Source organism: Streptomyces massasporeus (assembly GCF_014648995.1).
In the GTDB taxonomy this organism is placed as follows: Bacteria; Actinomycetota; Actinomycetes; order Streptomycetales; family Streptomycetaceae; genus Streptomyces; species Streptomyces massasporeus.
Map to the genome: position 1 here is coordinate 210,430 of NZ_BMSE01000004.1, position 16,708 is coordinate 227,137.

16 protein-coding genes are annotated in these 16,708 nt (G+C 73.1%); 10 read left to right on the plus strand and 6 right to left on the minus strand.

Features of this window, described 5'->3' with window-relative positions:
* Window positions 1-59 precede the first annotated feature (59 nt).
* The 3 genes from IE153_RS12510 to IE153_RS12520 all read left to right on the plus strand — a co-directional run bounded on the left by IE153_RS12510 (window position 60) and on the right by IE153_RS12520 (window position 2,814).
* The gene (locus IE153_RS12510) at window positions 60-692 is read left to right on the plus strand and encodes a winged helix-turn-helix domain-containing protein (RefSeq protein ID WP_189589785.1); all 633 of its coding nucleotides are present in this window, start codon (window positions 60-62) and stop codon (window positions 690-692) included.
* Window positions 693-700: 8 nt separating this feature from the next.
* Complete coding sequence (locus IE153_RS12515) at window positions 701-1,996, plus strand: MFS transporter (RefSeq protein WP_189589997.1); 1,296 nt, start codon at window positions 701-703, stop codon at window positions 1,994-1,996.
* A gap of 113 nt (window positions 1,997-2,109) precedes the next feature.
* A complete protein-coding gene (locus IE153_RS12520; RefSeq protein WP_189589786.1) occupies window positions 2,110-2,814 on the plus strand; it encodes a uracil-DNA glycosylase in 705 nt (234 codons plus the stop codon).
* A 43-nt stretch (window positions 2,815-2,857) separates the two neighbouring features.
* Here the strand turns inward: IE153_RS12520 and IE153_RS12525 are convergent, their stop codons facing one another.
* Complete coding sequence (locus IE153_RS12525; protein ID WP_189589787.1) at window positions 2,858-3,511, minus strand: GntR family transcriptional regulator; 654 nt, start codon at window positions 3,509-3,511, stop codon at window positions 2,858-2,860.
* A gap of 176 nt (window positions 3,512-3,687) precedes the next feature.
* On the opposite strand from IE153_RS12525, the gene IE153_RS12530 reads away from it, so the two are divergent.
* Both IE153_RS12530 and IE153_RS12535 read left to right on the plus strand, forming a co-directional pair.
* The gene (locus IE153_RS12530; protein WP_189589788.1) at window positions 3,688-5,139 is read left to right on the plus strand and encodes an NCS1 family nucleobase:cation symporter-1; all 1,452 of its coding nucleotides are present in this window, start codon (window positions 3,688-3,690) and stop codon (window positions 5,137-5,139) included.
* Between the two features lie 5 nt (window positions 5,140-5,144).
* Entirely contained in the window at window positions 5,145-5,867 is a 723-nt protein-coding gene (locus IE153_RS12535; RefSeq protein WP_189589789.1) for an aspartate/glutamate racemase family protein, read from the plus strand.
* A 1-nt stretch (window position 5,868) separates the two neighbouring features.
* Here the strand turns inward: IE153_RS12535 and IE153_RS12540 are convergent, their stop codons facing one another.
* Both IE153_RS12540 and IE153_RS12545 read right to left on the minus strand, forming a co-directional pair.
* Window positions 5,869-6,474, minus strand: a complete 606-nt coding sequence (locus IE153_RS12540; protein ID WP_189589790.1) for a gamma carbonic anhydrase family protein — start codon at window positions 6,472-6,474, stop codon at window positions 5,869-5,871.
* Window positions 6,475-6,483: 9 nt separating this feature from the next.
* Window positions 6,484-6,912: a RidA family protein gene (locus tag IE153_RS12545; protein WP_189589791.1), complete on the minus strand. Its 429-nt coding sequence runs from the start codon at window positions 6,910-6,912 to the stop codon at window positions 6,484-6,486.
* Between the two features lie 150 nt (window positions 6,913-7,062).
* Here IE153_RS12545 and IE153_RS12550 point away from each other — a divergent pair, with 150 nt between their 5' ends.
* On the plus strand, window positions 7,063-7,827 hold the full coding sequence (locus tag IE153_RS12550) for a nucleotidyltransferase domain-containing protein (protein WP_229828976.1): 765 nt from the start codon (window positions 7,063-7,065) through the stop codon (window positions 7,825-7,827).
* Here the strand turns inward: IE153_RS12550 and IE153_RS12555 are convergent.
* Window positions 7,814-8,773, minus strand: a complete 960-nt coding sequence (locus tag IE153_RS12555; RefSeq protein ID WP_189589793.1) for an expansin EXLX1 family cellulose-binding protein — start codon at window positions 8,771-8,773, stop codon at window positions 7,814-7,816. The genes IE153_RS12550 and IE153_RS12555 overlap by 14 nt on opposite strands.
* A gap of 268 nt (window positions 8,774-9,041) precedes the next feature.
* Here IE153_RS12555 and IE153_RS12560 point away from each other — a divergent pair, with 268 nt between their 5' ends.
* Window positions 9,042-10,934: an FUSC family protein gene (locus tag IE153_RS12560; RefSeq protein ID WP_189589794.1), complete on the plus strand. Its 1,893-nt coding sequence runs from the start codon at window positions 9,042-9,044 to the stop codon at window positions 10,932-10,934.
* Between the two features lie 67 nt (window positions 10,935-11,001).
* On the opposite strand, the gene IE153_RS12565 is transcribed toward IE153_RS12560, so the two are convergent.
* On the minus strand, window positions 11,002-11,955 hold the full coding sequence (locus IE153_RS12565) for an endonuclease/exonuclease/phosphatase family protein (RefSeq protein ID WP_189589795.1): 954 nt from the start codon (window positions 11,953-11,955) through the stop codon (window positions 11,002-11,004).
* 134 nt (window positions 11,956-12,089) lie between these two features.
* Between IE153_RS12565 and IE153_RS12570 the strand changes: the two genes are divergently transcribed.
* From IE153_RS12570 to IE153_RS12580, 3 genes are all read left to right on the plus strand, one after another.
* Window positions 12,090-13,454: an amidohydrolase gene (locus tag IE153_RS12570; RefSeq protein ID WP_189589796.1), complete on the plus strand. Its 1,365-nt coding sequence runs from the start codon at window positions 12,090-12,092 to the stop codon at window positions 13,452-13,454.
* Window positions 13,455-13,670: 216 nt separating this feature from the next.
* Window positions 13,671-14,360 carry a DUF899 domain-containing protein gene (locus IE153_RS12575; protein WP_189589797.1) on the plus strand — a complete coding sequence of 230 codons (690 nt, stop codon included), beginning with the start codon at window positions 13,671-13,673 and terminating at the stop codon, window positions 14,358-14,360.
* A 155-nt stretch (window positions 14,361-14,515) separates the two neighbouring features.
* Complete coding sequence (locus tag IE153_RS12580; protein ID WP_142164584.1) at window positions 14,516-14,698, plus strand: DUF8839 family protein; 183 nt, start codon at window positions 14,516-14,518, stop codon at window positions 14,696-14,698.
* Window positions 14,699-14,707: 9 nt separating this feature from the next.
* Here IE153_RS12580 and IE153_RS12585 read toward each other — a convergent pair whose 3' ends face one another.
* Window positions 14,708-16,663 carry an ABC transporter ATP-binding protein gene (locus IE153_RS12585; RefSeq protein ID WP_189589798.1) on the minus strand — a complete coding sequence of 652 codons (1,956 nt, stop codon included), beginning with the start codon at window positions 16,661-16,663 and terminating at the stop codon, window positions 14,708-14,710.
* Window positions 16,664-16,708 lie beyond the last annotated feature (45 nt).

Consider the following 16,708-nt stretch of genomic DNA (forward strand, 5'->3'; position numbering starts at 1 on the left):
CCAAAGTAGTTTTGCAAAAACTCTTTTGCCAATGGGTCGGGGCGGCCTAACCTCCCGGCATGGACAGCGACGAGCACAAGCGCGTACTCGATCCCGAGCACGACACCGCCGCCCTGAAGGCACTCACCCACCCCCTGCGCATCCAACTGCTCGGGCTGCTGCGTCAGGACGGCCCCGCCACGGCGAGTGAGCTGGCCGCACGGACGGGGGAGTCGTCGGCGTCGGCCAGCTACCACCTGCGGGTGCTGGCGAAATACGCGTTCATCGCCGAGGCCGAGCACCGCGACGGGCGGGAGCGGCGCTGGCGGGCGCTGCACACCGTCACGTCCTGGAGCAACGAGACGATGGAGTCCACCGCGGCGGGCCGGGCCTTCGTCAGCCTGGCGCGGCGACGTCAGATCGAGCACCTGGAGAGGTCCCTGGCCCGGCACGAGGCGGACATGGCCGCCGGCCGGCTCGGCGAGGAGTGGGTGGAGCCGTCGGGCATCAGCGATCTCATGCCCCGGCTGACGGCCGAGTCGCTCACCGAGCTCTTCGACACGGTCGCCGCGAAGCTGGACGAGCTGACCGTCCGGGACGCGGATGATCCGCGCGCCGAACACGTCGTGTTCCTCGCCGCCGGGCTGCCGCTCGCCCCGCACGAACCCGCCCCCGGCGCCCACACCATCGATCGCAAAGACCTCAATCCGTGACGCGACTCATGACCGGTCCGCCCGGGGAGTGGACCGCTCGGCACCGGTACGTCACCGTCTGCGCGCTCCTCTGGCTGCCGCCGGGCCTGGGCCTGGCCACGATGGTCCTGCTGTTCAGCGAGCGCGGCATGTCCCTCGCCGCGATCGCCGGGCTGTTCGCCGCGCACTCACTGACCGTGGCCGCGCTGGAACTGCCCACAGGAGGGCTCTCGGACGTCCTCGGGCGCCGGCCGGTCCTGGCCGCGGCAGGTGTGCTCAACGTCGTCGCCTTCTCGTTGATCGGCGTCGGCACCACCGCCTGGCTGCTCACCGCGGGCATGGTCCTCATGGGTGCGGCCCGTGCCCTGGCCAGCGGTACCGCCGAGGCCTGGTACGTCGACACCGTCCAGGCGTGCTCCGGCCCGGACGCCGAGCTGCGCACGGGCCTGGCCCGGGGCGGCACCGCGACCTCCGCCGCGCTCGCGGCCGGCATTCTGCTCGGCGGCGCCCTGCCGTGGCTGCTCGGTCTGGGACCCGACCTCGGTACCCGGCTGAGCGAGGCGACCTCCGGGGCGGTGCTGCCCCTGTCCGTCCCGTTGCTGCTGGGGGCCGCGCTGCGGATCGTCCTCGTCGCCTATGTGCTGGCCGCCCTGCGGGAGCCCCCGCGAGCACCTGCGACCCTGCGATCCGTGCTGCGCGGCGTCCCCGGCACCGTGCTCGACGGACTTCGGCTGGGCGGCCGGGACACGGTCGTGCGCCGGGTCCTCCTCGGCGCCGCGGCGTCCGGAAGCGCCCTGGCCGCGATCGAACTGCTCGTACCGGGCCGCACCGCCGCACTGACCGGCGCGACCGGCTCCGGAGCGATGGTCTACGCCGCCCTGTCCTGCGCGGGCTTCGTCTGCTCCGGCGTCGGCAGCCACCTCGCGCCGCTCACCGCCCGGGCGGCGGGCAGCGGCGAACGGGCGGTGCTGGTCAGCCTCGCGGCCGGTGCGGGCGGCCTGTTGCTGCTCGGGATCACCGCGTCCTCCGCCCACCCGGCGGCCACGGCCCTCGCGGTCGTCGGTTTCGGCCTGGTCTACCTCGGTCTCGGCGCGGCGGCCCCGAACGAGAACGACCTGCTGCACCGCAGGGTCGCCGGCGCGGGCCGCGCCACCGCCCTGTCCGTCCAGTCCCTCGCCCAGCAACTGGTCGGCGCGCTCACGGGTCTGGCCGTCGGGGCGCTGCGCCCGGGCCCCCTGCCCTGGCTGCTGACGAGCGCCGTACTGCTGTCCGGCGCTCTGCTCTGGAGGCGCCGGGGCTCTGCTCTGGCGGCGCCGGGGCGATGAGCGGGCCGTGCGGGTCACCGGCGTCTGATCCCACGGGAGGGGCGGTCCGGACCGGTCCCCGCGGATCTCGCCCCCGTGACGACGGTGACCTCACCTGCGCCTACGGTGGAGTGATGGACGCCAGCGGTCTTCCTCTCCTCGACCGGCGCATCACGGACTGCCGGGCCTGCCCGCGGCTGGTCTCCTGGCGCGAGGAGACGGCCCGCGCCAAGCGAGCGGCCTTCGCGGACTGGACGTACTGGGCCCGGCCGGTCCCCGGTTTCGGGCCGGCGGACGCCCGGCTGCTGATCGTGGGACTCGCCCCCGCCGCCCACGGGGGCAACCGCACCGGCCGGATGTTCACCGGCGACCGCTCCGGCGACGTCCTCTACGAGGCGTTGTACGACGTGGGCCTCGCCTCCCAGCCGACCGCCGAGCACGCGCACGACGGCCTGGAGCTGTACGGCGTGCGCGTCACCTCGCCCGTGCACTGCGCCCCGCCCGCCAACAAGCCCACCCCCGAGGAGCGGGACACCTGCCGTCCCTGGCTCGTGCAGGAACTGCGGCTACTGCGCCCGACCCTGCGGGCCGTGGTTGTGCTCGGCGCCTTCGGGTGGCAGGCCGCGCTGCCCGCGTTCGCCGAGGCCGGCTGGCTCGTGCCCCGGCCGCGCCCCGCCTTCTCGCACGGCGCCCGCTCCCGCCTCGACGGCCTGGAGCTCTACGGCTGCTACCACGTCAGCCAGCGCAACACCTTCACCGGCCGGCTCACGCCCACCATGCTGCGTGACGTCCTGCGGACGGCCGGGCGGGCGGCGGGCCTGGCCACCCGAAGCGGCTGAGGCCTGTCGTTCGGACCATGTCGGCGTCGCAGAACGACAGACCCTAGGGAGCCTCCTCGCCGAACAGGTGGCGGACCGTGGAGCGGTAGTTGGTCCGCACGTGCGTCAGCGCGTGCGCGCGGGCCCGGTCCGGGTCGCCCGAGGCGATCGCCTCGTACAGCTCGCGGTGCTCCACGAGGAGCTGGGGCCACTCCTCGTTGCGCCGGGTCATCCAGCGCAGCCGCCCGGCGACCGGTTCCAGGGCCTCGGTCAGCAGGCTGTTGCCCGCCATCGCGATGATGCGGTCGTGCAGGCGGCTGTTGACGTCGGTGATCGCCTCGGCGTCCCCGGCCTCGGTCGCGGCGGCCGCGCGGTCGATGAGTTCCTGGACCTCCGCCAGGTCCTCCGGTGTCGCGCGGGACGCGGCGAGGCCGGCGGCGTAGACCTCCAGGGCTTCTCGCAGTTCGAACAGTTCCTTGACGTCGGTCGGGGTGAGGCGGCGTACCACCGTGCGACGGGGTGTCTCGAAGTGGACGAAACCCTCCGCCACGAGTGCCCGGATCGCCTCCCGGACCGGCACGCGCGACACGCCGAAACGCTCCGCCAGTTCGCGTTCGACCAGGCGGTCTCCAGGGCGGAGGCTGCCCGCGATGATCTCCTGGCGCAGATCGGCCGTGACGCGTTCGCGTACCGCTCCGAGGGGTTCGATCTTCGTCATGCAGCCCATCTTCGTCGACGCGAGATGTCTTTTACGGAGCGTTAACAGGAGCGACATCGGTCAGAACGGTTGACGGCGGGACCATGACCGCAGTTTGGTATACCAAACACCTCGTGGGGCAGCCGTCCGCAGTCCTGCCGAGCAGTCCTCCGTCGTCCCCTTGCTCTGGAGGCCCCGTGTCCCTCGCCGACCGTGCCGCGACCACCGGCACCCCAGCGTTCGTCCCCGATCCCAGGCTCACCAACGAAGACCTCGCGCCCGCCAAGAAGCGCAACTGGAAGGTCTTCGACCTCTTCGCCATGTGGATGTCCGACGTCCACAACCTCGGCAACTACACGTTCGCCGCCGGACTGCTCTTCCTCGGCATGAACGTCTGGCAGATCTTCACGTCCCTGCTCGTCGGGTTCGTGATCATCTACATCGGCATGAACTGGATGGGGAAGATCGGCCAGCGCCACGGCGTGCCCTTCCCGGTGGTCAGCCGCATCGCCTTCGGCATCTGGGGCGCCAACATCCCGGCGCTGATCAGGGCCGTGATCGCCATCATGTGGTACGGCATCCAGACCTACCTCGCCTCCGTCGCCGTCAACGTGATGCTGCTGGCGGCCTGGCCCGGCCTTGAGTCGTGGACGCACAACTCGTTCCTGGGCCTTGACGCGCTCGGCTGGGTCTCCTTCATCGCCCTGTGGCTGGTCCAGGCGGCGATCATCAGCCGGGGCATGGAATCGGTCCGCAAGTTCCAGGACTTCTGCGGCCCGGCGATCTGGCTCGTGATGATCGCGCTGGCCGTGTGGATCCTCTACAAGGCCGGCTGGACGATCTCCCTCACCTCCACCCCGCACCCGGTCTCGGTCGGCGAGCAGTGGCGCCAGTGGTTCGGCGCCATCGGCCTGGTCCTCGCCACGTACGGCACCCTGATGCTCAACTTCTGCGACTTCTCCCGCTTCGCCCCCGACTACAAGTCGGTCAGGCGCGGCAACTTCTGGGGCCTGCCCGTCAACTCCACGGCCTTCGTGATCGTCTCGGTCATCGTCACCGCGGGCGCCTTCGAGGTCTTCGGCAAGGAGATCACCGACCCCGCCTACCTGGTCGCCGAGATCGGCAACACCTGGGTGCTGGTGGTGGGCGCGCTGACCTTCGCCATCGCCACCATGGGCGTCAACATCGTCGCCAACTTCGTCTCGCCGGCGTACGACCTGGCCAACGTCTGGCCGCAGAAGATCACCTTCAAGGTCGGCGGCATGATCAGCACCGTAGCGGCGCTGCTCGTCACCCCCTGGAACCTCTTCTCCAACCCGACCGTCGTCAACTACTTCCTCGGCGGCCTCGGCGCCTTCCTCGGCCCGCTGTTCGGCGTGATCATGGTCGACTACTACTGGGTCAAGCGCGGCCGCGTGAACGTGGACGAACTGTTCGACGCCTCTCCCGACGCCCGCTACCACTACCGCAAGGGTTTCAACCCCAAGGCGCTGTGGGCCTTCCTGCCGGCGGCCGGTGTCGCGGCGGTGCTCGCGCTGGTGACGACCTTCAGTGACGTCGCCCCGTACTCCTGGTTCATCGGCACGGCGCTCGCCGCCGGCCTGTACGCGGCCCTGTGCCGTCCCGAGCGCGCCACCGCGGAGGTCTGAGAGACGTGCGGATCGTCGTCACCAACTGCAACACCACGCAGGAGATGACCGAGGAGATCGCGCGAGGTGCCCGGGCCGCCGCAGGTCCGGGCACCACCGTCGAAGGACTGACTCCGGCCTGGGGGCCGGCGTCCGCGGAGGGCTGGCTCGACAGCTACCTGTCCGCCGCGGCCGTCCTGGACACGCTGCGGACCTACGACGGACCGCCGTACGACGCCGTGGTCATGGCCGGATTCGGGGAACACGGGAGGGAGGGCGTACGGGAACTGGTCGACGCGCCGGTCGTCGACATCACCGAGGCCGCCGCGCATCTGGCCTGCCTCCTGGGCCGCCGCTACGGCGTGGTGACCACGCTGGAGCGCTCGCGCGGCCAGATCGAGGACAGCCTGGAGACGGCGGGCGTGGCGCGGAACTGCGCCGCGATCGTCGGCACGGGCCTGAACGTGCTCGACCTCGGCGACGAGGAACGGACCGAGACGGCGTTCCTGGCCGCCGCCGAACGCGCCTGCGCCGCCGGCGCGGAGGTCCTCGTCCTGGGCTGCGCCGGCATGACCGGCCTGCAACGGGTCGTCGGGGAGAAGCTGGGCCTGCCGGTCGTCGACGGGGTCGCCGCGGCCGTCAAACTGGCGGAGTCGCTGGTGGCGCTGGGCCTCACGACCAGCAGGACCGGGACCTACGCCGAGCCGCTGCCCAAACGGCGGGTGTGGGGGAGGCCCGGACGGCGGTGACTCAGGCCGGGCCGTCGAGGGTGACGTCGTCGTGATGGGCCCCGTAGAGCCTCGTCTGCAGGGCCATCACCTCCCGCATCGGCGTGCCGCGCGGGATGCCGTACACCGTCCCCGGGAAGTCCAGCGCCTCCTGGATCTGCCAGAGTTCGTCGTGCTCCCCGGGAGCGAAGAGCCGGGCCCGGGGCGCGCCCGCCGCGATCCAGCCGATGGGCAGGACGGTGCCGGGCGGCAGCACCGAGTTGACGTGCAGCACGCTGTGGATCCGCAGCTCCGAACCGGCGCCCGCGACGGCCCCCGGGAAGACGCAGGCGCCGGTGGCCACGAAGACCTCGTCCTCCAGGGTCGCCCCGTTGACATGGGCGTGCGGGCCGACGAGCACCGCGTCCCCGATCACGGCGGGGTGCGCGGACCGCCCCCGCACCAGCGCGTTCTCCATGACGACGACGTCCGACCCGACCCGCACCTCCCCGTCCTCCGCCGTGAGCACGGCGCCGTGCAGCACCCGGCTGCGCTCACCGAGGACGACGGCCCCGCACAGGACGGCCGTAGGGGCGACGTACGCGGTCTCGGGGACGACGGGACGCCGCCCGCGGTGCTCGATCAGCATGGATTCTCCTCAGGCGGACGACCCCTCGGCGGCGGACCCCTCGGGTACGACGGCTGTCGCCGTAATCTCCACCAGTTGTCCCGTGTACCCGAGACACGCCACGCCGATCAGCGTCGACGAGTGCGGACCCGCACTGAGACCGGACGCCTCCACCACACTCCAGACGGCGGACAGCACGGCGGGCTCGCCGCTCACGACGTACACCTCGGTCGCCACGACGTGGGCCAGACCGCTTCCCACGGCCCTCAGTTGTTCCTCCAGGTTGGCGATCACCTGCTCGGCCTGCCGCACCGGATCCCCGGGACCGACCAGCTCGCCGGCGGCGTCCAGCGGCACGGACCCGGCGAGGAAGGCCAGCCTGGTGCCCGCTTCGACGACGGAGGCGTGCGCGTAGGTGGGAGGCGGGAAGAGGCTCGGGACAGTGACACGGCGGATCACGCGAGGTCTCCGATCTGCGGGCGGCTACAGGGCAACCCACCGATCATGCGAGGCCCGGCGCACGGGCGCACCCGTATTTCGTTTCACGGCGGTCGAGCCCTCCCTTTACGCTGCCCGGGCCCTCACCGTCCGTCTGCCCGGGAGCCCACCGTGCCCGCCTTCCTCGACACCGTCGCAGACCGCCTCGCCCTGCTCCCCGCCGTCGAGGCCGTCACCCTCGGCGGCTCCCGGGCCCAGGGCACCGAACGGCCCGACAGCGACTGGGACCTGGCGGTCTACTACCGCGGCGCCTTCGACCCGGCCGATCTGCGCGCGGTCGGCTGGGAGGGCGAGGTCTGCGAGATCGGGGCGTGGGGCGGTGGCGTCTTCAACGGAGGGGCCTGGCTGACGATCGAGGGCCGTCGCGTGGACGTCCACTACCGCGATCTGGACGTCGTCGAGCACGAACTGGCGGAAGCGGAGGCCGGCCGCTTCCGTGTCGAGCCCCTCATGTTCCACCTGGCGGGCATCCCGACCTACCTGCTCGTCGCCGAACTCGCGATCAACAAGGTGCTGCGGGGCGAACTGCCGCGCCCGGACGCCTATCCGCGGGCCCTGCGCGAGAGCGCCCCGGCGCACTGGCACGGCATGGCCGCGGCCACCCTCGCCTACGCCAGGGCCGGCCACGCCCCGAAGAACGCCGCCACCCAGGTCGCCGGGGCGATCGCCCTCGCCGCGACACAGACCGCGCACGCGGTGCTCGCGGCGCGCGGGGAGTGGGTCACCAATGAGAAGGGGCTGGTGGCGCGGGCGGGTCTGGCGGAAGTGGACGCGGCCGTACGCGACCTGACGGACGGTCCGGCCGCGCTCGCCCGGGCCGTCACCGACGTGGAGACGCTCCTCGCGCGGGCCGTGGCGGCCGTCACCGCCGGGTGAACTGGACGCGGGTCGGCTGGACGGTGTCCGGACGGATCGTGATGCCGTCGACGGTGAGCTGTTCGCCGTAGATGTCGGTGAGCCTGAGGGAACCGCCGCAGCCGGTGCCGTCGGGGGAGAGGAAGTAGTTGTACTCGGTGCGCGTCAGCCGGCTCCAGCCGCTGCCCGTCCTGACCTCCAGCCGGGCCAGCGGGTTGCGGTGGCCGAGGGCCTGGATGCCGCACCAGTGGCGGCTGGAGCCGGTCTTGTAGCGGACCGAGACCGTGTCGGACGTGCTGGGGCTCAGCAGGCTCCAGGTGACCGGTATCCGCCCCGCGGAGAGGCCCGCGAGCTTCGCGAAGGCCTCCTTGCTCAGGTCGAGTTGCCCCGGGGCGCAGGGCAGCGGGCACTCGTTGGTGATCCGGACGGTGACGGAGGCGCCGCTCGCCGCGCGGACCAGGATGTACGCCCCGCACGCCTGGGACGTCTCGTAGTCGGTGTGGTTCATGGCCGCGACCATGAGGTCGGGGCTCGGGCCGTACAGGCAGGCGCCGTCACCGTCCTTGGCGTCGTAGTGGGTGGCGACGCCGTCGTAGGTGGTCCCGGGCTTGATCCGGCCCGCCAGGGGCGCCGCGCCGGACGCCGGACGCGGTGCGGACGCCCGGGGGGCGGCGGGCGAGGGCCGCGCCGGCGGGGTGGTAGCGGAGACCGCGGCGGCCGGGGTGCGCCTCGGAGTCGGGGACGCCGTGGAGGGCTTCGGTGCCGGCGTCGGCTTGCGTGTCGTCGGCGAGGCGCTCGGGCCGGCGCCGGCCGCCGTACCGGCCGCCGTCCGTACCGTGTCCGGTTCGCCGCCGGGGCGCAGGACGATCACGAGGGAGACGAGCAGTCCCACCGCTGTCACGGCGACGGCCCAGACGAGGGCCGCGCGCCGCTTGCGGAGGGGACGACGGTGGGATGCGGATGCCACGGATGAGTCCTTCGGGTCCTTGCGTGGTTCAGGAGAACGCGCGCTCACACCCACCAGTGGTCACCGGGGCCGGGAAAGGTTGCCGCGGCCCGGTTCTCGATCGCCCCGGTTCTCGATTGCGTACATAAAGAACGCCGGTTCCGAGCCGTCCGACACGTTCCGGAAACCTATCCTCCAGGAACCCCGCCTACCGTGGGCAGTCACACCCCGCCCCGGCCACCGTCGCCCGAAGGCTCACCCCTGCCCTCGTCGAGACGACAGGAGCCCCGTGTCCCGCCGCATCGCCCCCCACCTTCCGCCCTGGCTCGCGCACGCCCTGCACGCCCAGCGGGGGCCGGTGCCCTGGAGCGCGGTGACGCGGGGGGCCCTGTCCGCCGGGCCCTTGCTGCTCATGGCCGTACAGACCGGACTCACCTCCCTCGGCGTCGTCGCCGCCATCGCCGCCATGCTCGCCGGGATCAACGACCGGCCCGGGAGCCGGCGCGTCTCCGTCAAGCGGATCGGCGTGCCCGCCCTGGGCGGTGCGGCCGGGCTCGTGGTCGGGACGTACACCGGGCAGGGCACCGGGGCGGTCGTGCTCACCCTGGTGCTCACGGCCGTCGGGCTCGTCGCCGGGGGGATGAGCGCCATCGGGCCCGTCGCGTCCGCCGTCGGCACGCAGTTGCTCGTCGGCGCGGCGATCGGCGCCGGGATGCCCCTGCCGGAACCGGGGTGGGAGCGGGCGCTCGCCTTTCTCGCCGGGGCGGGGTGGCTGCTCGTGCTGCGGCTCGCCCTGCCCACGCCCGGTTCCCTCGCCGGTGACTTCCGGTTCGACGGGGAGCGGCATGCCGTGGCCGGCGTGTACGAGGCCGTCGCCGAGTTGCTCGACGCCGTCGGCGGGCCGGACGCCATCCGCCGCCGGGCCGCGCTGACCGCCGCCCTCGACCACGCCCAGGACGCCCTCGCCGGGCCCCGGCTGCGCAGGTACGCCTCCTCCTCCACCGAGCGGAGGCTGCACGCGCAGTACGCCGCGGCCCTGCCCCTCGCCGAGGCGGCCACCGCCCTCGCCTGGGCCGAGGAGGCCGTCCCCGAGCGGGCCTCCGAAGGCCCCCGGCGGCTCGCCGCGGCCGTACGGGGCAACACCCACACCGGGCCGCTGCCCGCACCGTCCCGTTCGGCGCCGGCCCTGCGCGCCCTCGACGACGCCCTCCTGCACGCCGCCGAGGTGTTCGACCAGGGCCGGGGCGGGGATCTGCACACCCGACCGCGCGGCGCCGGGGACCGGCTGCGCGCCGCCTTCGGAACCGCCGGACGCGAGTACGGGCTCCGTGTCGCCCTCTGCTTCGGCGCCGCCTCCGCGGTCGCCCAGGCCCTGCACCAGAGCCAGTGGTACGGGCAGCACGAGCACTGGTACTGGCTGCCCGCCACCGCCGTGTTCCTCGTCAAGCCCGACCTCGGGCCGCTCGTCTCGCGCGTGCTGAACCGGGCCGCCGGGACCGTCCTCGGGGCGCTCCTCTTCGCCGGGCTCGCCGCCGTCCTGCCCCGCCCGGAAGGCCTCGTCGCGCTCGTCGCCCTCAGCGGGGCGCTCATACCCGTCGCCACCCGGCACTTCGCCGCCCAGACGGCCGTCGTCACCGTCCTCGTCCTCGCGCTCGTCATGGTCGGCGGCGAACCCCAGGCCTCCGCGGGGCGGATCGGCGAGACGCTGCTGGCCTGCGCGATCGTGCTGATCACGGGGCACCTGCCGATGCCCGGACAGCGCGGCGGGACCGTGCGCGCCCGGCTCGCGGCCGCGGGCGACGCCGCGTACGCCTACCTCACGCACGTGCTCGATGAGGCCGACGCCCCGCGCATCGGGAACTCCGGCACCCCCTCCGACCACCGCGCCACCCGCTGGACCCTGCGCCGCGAGGCCTACCGCACCCTGGCCGAGGCCCGTTCGGCCATCTCCCTCGCCGCGCACGAACTGCCCGCCCTCGCCCGGCACACCGAGGGCGCGGACGAGGTGGCCGACCTCCTCGAACGCCTCGTCGACACCACGACCGCCTGCGCCGTGCACCTCGACGACGCCGGCCGGATCGGGCCCCGTCACAAGGAACGCCTCACGGTCGTCCTCGCCGAACTCGCCGGACGCGGAGAACGGGTGGGACTACGGCCGCCCCGGACACCCCTCGCCGGCTAGCACGCCCGGCGCCGCCGCCGGTTGGCCGCCCGCACGGTCGCGACAGATCCGGCGAGGCCGCCGGGCCTCAGCCGTCGACCCGCACCCACACCGGAGCGTGGTCCGAGCCGGGTTCGCCCCGGCGCTCCGAGGGGTCCGGGCCGACCGACGGCAGGCCGGGCGGACCCTCGGCGGGCAGGCCCGAGCCCGCCTGCGTCGCCCGGTGCACCAGGCGGTGGCTCAGCAGCACGTGGTCGATCAGCTCGCGTCGCCCGGAGTTCACCCGGGACCAGCGCTGCCCGGGCGGGATGAGCGGGGCCACGTCCCACAGTCGCGTCGCATCGCCCCGGTCGGGCCGGTCGTAACCCGTGGTGCCGATCTCCGAGCCGGGCGGGCCGAGCAGGATCTGCGTGGTCGCCGCCTGCACCTCGTCGTTCAGGTCGCCCAGGACGGCGACGTCCCGCGCCCGCCCGTCACCGGCCAGCAGCTCGTCCGCGAGTGCGCGCAGCGCCGTCGCCTCGGCCGCCCGGCGGTACAGGGCGTAGGCGCCGTAGCGGGCCCGTTCGCCCTCGTCGCGCGGCTGGAACCGGCCGTCCGGAAACGACAGCAGCTTCGACTTCAGATGACAGACCGCCACCCGCAGCGGCCCGTCCCCGCCCTCGACCTCCACGGCCAGGACGCCCCGCCCCGCCTGTCCCGCCGTCAGCCCCGAGTCGTCCCCCTGGACGGGACGCAACTCCGCCGGGAACGCCCGCGAGTCGGCCACCACCGTCATGGCCGTACGGCTCAGGAACCCGACCCGTATGCCCCGGCTGTCCGCATGCTCCGACAGGGCGACGTGCCAGTCGTCGTCGAGCATCCCGGCCAGGTCCTTCAGGGCCTCCGGGTCGCCCACCTCCTGTACGCCGAGCAGGGTCGGATCGAGCTCGGTGATCGCGGCGGCGAGCGCGGCGAGCTTCGCCTCGTACCCGGCCTCGTCGTGCGGGCCGTACGGGCCTCCGGGCCGGTAGAGATTCTCCAGATTCCAGGTGCCGAGGAGCATGCCGGGCTCCTTTCAGAAGCCGACAGTCGGGGTGGTGAGGCCAGGGTGCGCGCCCGGCCCGCCCCGCGACAGAGCCGTGACGGGAAGTGCGGTTCGGCTCATGCCGCCCTACGACGCCGTCGTACGTTGGCGTGATGACGCCTTCTGCCGCGGACAGTCCCGTCGACCTCATCATCAGCGCATGTACCGTCCTCGTGCACGACGATCAAGAGCGGATCGGGTTCGCGGAGGACGCAGCGATCGTCGTACGGGGCGGGATCGTCGAGGCCGTCACGACCACCGCGGAAGCCGCTGACCTGACCGCCGCCGAGCGGATCGACGCCCGCGGCCAGGTCGCCCTGCCCGGCCTGATCAACTGTCACACGCACGCGCCGATGGTCGCGCTGCGCGGCCTCGCCGAGGACCTCCCGACCGAGGAGTGGTTCAACGACGTCGTCTGGCCCGTCGAGTCCAACCTGACGGAGCGGGACGTCGAGCTGGGGGCGCGGCTCGCCTGCGCCGAGATGATCCGCGCGGGCGTCACCTGCTTCGCCGACCACTACTTCGCCATGGACGCGGTGGCGCGGGTGGTCGCGGACTGCGGCATGCGGGCGCTGCTCGGCGAGGCCTTCTTCTCCTCGCAGGGCCCCGAAGGCCTGGAGCGGTCAGTGGAGTTCGCGCTGCGGCACCGCGGAGCGGCCGGCGGCCGGATCACCACCGCGCTCGCCCCGCACGCCCCCTACACGGTCGACGACACCGACCTCGCCCGCATCGCCGAACTCGCCCGCACGCACGGCCTGCCCGTGCACCTGCACGCCGCCGAGAACCGCGACCAGACCGAGACCAGCCTGGCCCGCCACGGCGTCACCCCGATCGAGGTCCTGGAACGCACCGGCATCCTCCACACGGACCTGCTCCTCGCCCACGGCACCGGCATCGTCGACAGCGACCTCCCCCTCCTGGAGCGGGCCGACGGCCGGACGGCCGTCGCCACCGCGCCCCGCGGCTACCTCAAGTTCGCCTGGCCCGACACCACACCGGTCCGCGCCCTGCGCGACATCGGCGTCGACGTCGGACTCGCCACCGACGGCGCCGCGTCCAACAACTCCCTCGACGTGTGGGAGTCCATGGCCCTCACCTCACTGGTCCAGAAGTCGGCCGAGGGCGACCCCCGCCGGCTGACCTCCCGCCAGGCCCTGCACCACGCCACCCTGCAGAGCGCGCGGGCCGTGGGCCTCGGTGACAGCGCCGGCAGCATCGCGCCCGGCCGGCGGGCCGACATCATCCTGGTCGACCTCACCGGGCCGCACACCCGGCCCGTCCACGACCTCGCCGCCACCCTCGTGCACAGCGCCCGCTCGGCCGACGTCCGCACCACGATCGTCGACGGACGGATCCTCATGCGCGACCGGGAACTGCTGACCATCGACGTGCCGGAGGTGGCACGGGAACTGGAGGAGCGCCTGCCCGCCCTCGTCGACCGCGGCCATGGCCGCCGCATCCAGCGGTACGACACCTGACGACCGCCGCATCCAGCGGTACGACACCTGACGACCGCCGCATCCAGCGGTACGACACCTGACGACCGCCGGCATCCGCGGGAGGGCGTCCGACGACATCCGCCGGAGAGCGTCCGGCGGCACGCGAAGAACTTCCGGAAATTCTCCCGGGCAGCGATGAGTTCCGCGTCTCCCGCCGGTCACCACCCCGGACGGACCGTTGTCACAGGAGGGCCCATGTCGCTTCCGGAGATCGTCTCGCGCGGCGAGTGGCGCGCGGCGCGCGCGGAACTGCTGCTCAAGGAGAAGGCCGCCACCCGCGCGCGGGACGCGCTCAACGCCGAGCGGCGCGGACTGCCCATGGTGGAGGTCGACGAGGAGTACGTGTTCGAGGGCGGGGACGGCAAGGCCACCCTGCTCGACCTGTTCGAGGGCCGGCGCCAGCTCGTCGTCTACCACTTCATGTTCGCGCCCGAGTGGGACGCGGGCTGCCGCAGCTGCTCCGGATTCCTGGACCAAGTGGGGCATCTCGCCCATCTCCACGCCCGTGACACGTCGTTCGCCGCCGTGTCCCGCGCGCCCTATCCGAAGATCCTTCCGTTCAAGGCGCGGATGGGCTGGACGCTTCCCTGGTACTCGTCGTACGGCGGTGACTTCAACCGCGACTTCGAGGTGACCCTGCAGCGGGAGGGCGAGCTCGTCGAGCGGCCCGGCCTCAGCTGCTTCCTGCGGGACCGCGACCGGGTCTTCCACACGTACACGACGTACGAGCGCGGCCTCGACGGCCTGGGCTCGACCACCAGCCTGCTGGACCTCACCGCACTCGGCCGGCAGGAGGAGTGGGAGGAGCCCAAGGGGCGCGCGTCGGCCTATGGGGCGCCTGCGGGCAGTGAGCGCATCCGGTATCACGACGAGTACGACGACTGATACGCAAAGTGAACACATCCGCCAAGAGGCTGAGAGGTTGGTCACACTTGGCGGTGAACGCGTGTCAACTACGTCTCAGAACCGTCACTTCGCGAGCCGTTCACCCCATCGTTGGCGTTTAACTCTACGAGTACAGCGCTACATGGAGGTGCAGGGTGAACGGGCGAACGGTGCTCGAGCGCTTTCCCGCCGGTGGGCCGCGTGGCTCCTGGCCTGCGGAGGAGTTCGCGCAGGCGCGGCGAAGCGAAGGCCTGCCCGCCGAGGTCGTCATGGACCTCGCCACGGACATGTTCCTGGTGATCGTGCGCAGCGGGGACGTGGCCGACGTCACCGCCTGACGTGTGCCGTCAGCCCGCCTTCGGCGCCGGCACCTTCCGGATCGGCGCGGGTGACGGGGCGAACTGCTCCGCCTGGAGCGCGTACAGCTCGGCGTAGAGCCCGCCGGTCGCCAGCAGCTCGTCCGGCGTGCCGGACTCCACGAGCCGGCCCTGGTCCAGGACGTGCACCAGATCCGCGTGCCGTACGGACGCCAGCCGGTGTGTGATCAGCACGACCGTCTGGCCGCTGTCGGCCAGGGCGCGGATCCGCTCGAATACCTCCAGCTCGGCCCGGGCGTCCAGGGCCGCCGTCGGCTCGTCCACGATCAGGATGCGGCCCCTGCGGTAGGCCGCCCGGGCGATGCCGAGCCGCTGCCACTGGCCGCCCGACAGCTCGTGCCCGCCGCTGAAGTTGCGGGCGAGCAGCGTGTCCAGTCCACGCGGCAGGTCCGCGATGACCGTCTCCGCCCCGGCCTCGGCGACCGACGCGGCCAGCCGGTCCTCGCACAGGGGCACCGAGGGACGGCCCAGGGCGACGTTCACCCGGGCCGTGAACGGCCACCGCTTGAAGTCCTGCGCCACCATGGCGATCCGCTCGGCCAGCCGGTGCCGGTCGGCGGTCGCCGCGTCCACGCCGTCCCACAGGATCCGTCCCCGCTCCGGCCTGTAGAGCCCGGCGAGCAGCTTGACCAGGGTGGTCTTGCCGGAGCCGTTCTCCCCGACCAGCGCGACGATGCGGCCGAGCGGCAGGCTCAGCGTCACGTCGTCGAGGGCGGGCCGGGCCGAGTCGCCCGGGTAGCGGAACGTGACGTTCTCGAAGCGGATCTCGCGCGGGTCCTCCGGCAGCGGCGCGCCTCCCGCCGGGATCGCCCACTGGTCGGCCTCGGTGTACAGCCGCTGCAGATCGCCGACGAAGAGCGCCTCCTCGTGCAGCGCGTTGACCTCCACCACGAGCGTGTCGAGGCTCTGCGACCCGGTCCGGATCGCGATCACGGCCGTACCCGCCACCGACAGGGCCATCGCGCCAACCAGCAGCAGCCCGCCCAGCGTCGCGTACGTCGCCACCGTCGCCAGGCCCGTCCACGCCGCCGCGATCAGGCCCGTGCGGGCGGCGAGCCCGGCCAGGCGGGCCTGCTCGGCCTCGGCCGTCTCGGACATCGCGCGGAAATGCCGCAGCAGGAAGGAGCCCACCCCGTGCACCCGGATCTCGGGGGCCGCCTCGGGCTCGATCAGCAGGTTGCCGAGCAGCCGGCCCGCGCGGGCGTGCTGCACCCAGGCGTGGAAGGACTCGTAGCGCCGCCGGGCGACGGTCAGCGCGCTCCAGGCGCTCGGCAGGGTCATCGTGACCAGCAGCGGCAGCAGGGCCGGGTGCAGCACGGTCAGCACGCCCGCCGCCGCGACCAGGGAGATCATCGCGTTGATCACGCGCGTGCCGTAGGAGATCATCCGGCGCGCGGAGGCGGCGCCGTACTGCGCGGTGTCGAGCAGCTTGTGGAAGGCGTGGTCCTCGATCGCGGCCAGCTCCACGGCCGCGGCCCGCTCCAGGTACCGCTCGGTCGCCACCCGCTCGACCTTGGGCTCCAGCCGGCCGGTGGCGTAGGTGCTCGCGGCCCGCAGCAGGGCGGCGAGGAACATCACGGCGGCCACCGTGACCAGGGCGGGGACGGCTCCGCGCAGCCGGTCGTCGATCGGGCCGCCGCTCATCAGCCCGGCCAGCACGCTGTTGACGGCGAGCAGGGCCACCGCCTGCGCCACGCCCCGGCCGGCCTCGGCGGCCAGCACGATCCGCGCGGCTGCCCGGTCGGCCTGCCGGGCCAGCTCGAGGCTGGACGCGAGCAGGGACGGCAGCCGGGTGATCATGGCGCGGAAGTTCAGTTCCAGGAACGCGTCGGCGTGCTGGTTCCAGCCCATGTCGTAGCGCAGCGGCCCGCCGAAGAGCAGCCGCTCCGACTCGGACACCTCCGGCGCGGTCCGCTTCTTCCCCACGTTGACCGACCTCCCCGTTCGGGCCCGCACATGAACGAACGGCCA